This is a genomic window from Burkholderia sp. DN3021 (assembly GCF_049805555.1).
GTDB classification, from domain to species: Bacteria; Pseudomonadota; Gammaproteobacteria; order Burkholderiales; family Burkholderiaceae; genus Burkholderia; species Burkholderia pyrrocinia_C.
Map to the genome: position 1 here is coordinate 1 of NZ_JBNCAB010000234.1, position 1,212 is coordinate 1,212.

General features: G+C 67.1%; 1 protein-coding gene. It reads right to left on the reverse strand.

Annotated features, from left to right (window positions below; genetic code table 11):
• Nucleotides 1–1,200, reverse strand: a 1,200-nt coding sequence (locus ACPUER_RS36785) for a filamentous hemagglutinin N-terminal domain-containing protein (RefSeq protein WP_425133582.1), incomplete at its 3' end; no start/stop codon positions are given.
• Nucleotides 1,201–1,212: the final 12 nt, after the last annotated feature.

Consider the following 1,212-nt stretch of genomic DNA (forward strand, 5'->3'; position numbering starts at 1 on the left):
CACCGCGCCATTGAGCGCCACGTCACCCGTGGCCGTCACCGATACATCACGCTGCGCACTCACTTGGCCAGCCCTCACGCTGCCGCCCTGCAGCACCACATCCTGACCCGCGCTCGCCGCGCCATTGAGCGTCACGCTTCCAGGAGTCGATATATTCATCGTGCCTTGCGTCGCACGCACCGCCCCCCCCAGCTTCACCTCGCCATTCGCACTCACCCGGATATCGTTGACCGAGGTGATCGCACCATCATGCCGCACCCCCACACCCGACTCCGTGCTCGCCAGCACGATGTGGCGCCCGTACATCGCCCCCAGCGCCCCACCGCTGATCCCCAGTGCCGGCGCCTTCGAGCCGTTCGCCGCGTTCACCTCATACTGCCCCGTGCGCGGATCGTAGGTCGTCAGGCCCGCCACCATGTTCACGTCGGCCTTCGCCCCGCCCGCGCTCGAGTCACTCACCGGCCCGTTGATCACAATGCTGCGGCTCACCACGTCAAATACGCTCAGCCCTTTGGTATCAATCCCGCCGCGCTCGATCAGCACGTCGCCCTGCGTTACCCCCAGGCGTACACTCCCGTCCGCCTGCGGCAGCACCTGCCCCGTGCTCACCCCAAACCGACCCACGTTCAGTGTCGTCAACCCGTTGATCGTCACCCCGTGCGGGTTCGCCACCAGCACATCCAGCTTGCCGCCAAACGACTCCAGCGTGCCCTGCAGCGCACTACGCTGCTGCGTCACCTCCAGCAACGCCGCCTTGGCCGGCGCAGACAAGTTCGGGTTGCCCATCGCAAATCCGCCAATCTGCGATACCCCGCTTTGCGCACTGTTGTTCAACACCACCCCGCGCCCAACCGGGCTGAACTCGCTGAACTTGTTGTGCGACAAGCCCGCCGCGTTCGGCTTCACAATATGAACCAGGTCCGTGCCGTTCGCCGTCGTCGTCACGCCCGGTCGATTCGCCCCGGCGCCCGGATCCGACACCACCTGCGCCCACGTCGGCCCGGGCAACATCCCGCCCAGCACCAGCGCCGCCACTAGACGCTTGAGGCCACCCACCCGGAACCGCTCCAGCACCGCGCCGCTGGTGCTCGCGCCCGTGCCGCCGCCGCTGCCCTTGCTCGCCCCGCGCGTGAGCTCCGACACCGCCACCCACGTGCCCGCCCGACGGCTGAATTTAATCTTGTACGCTTGCTGGTTCATCGCTTTGTTCCC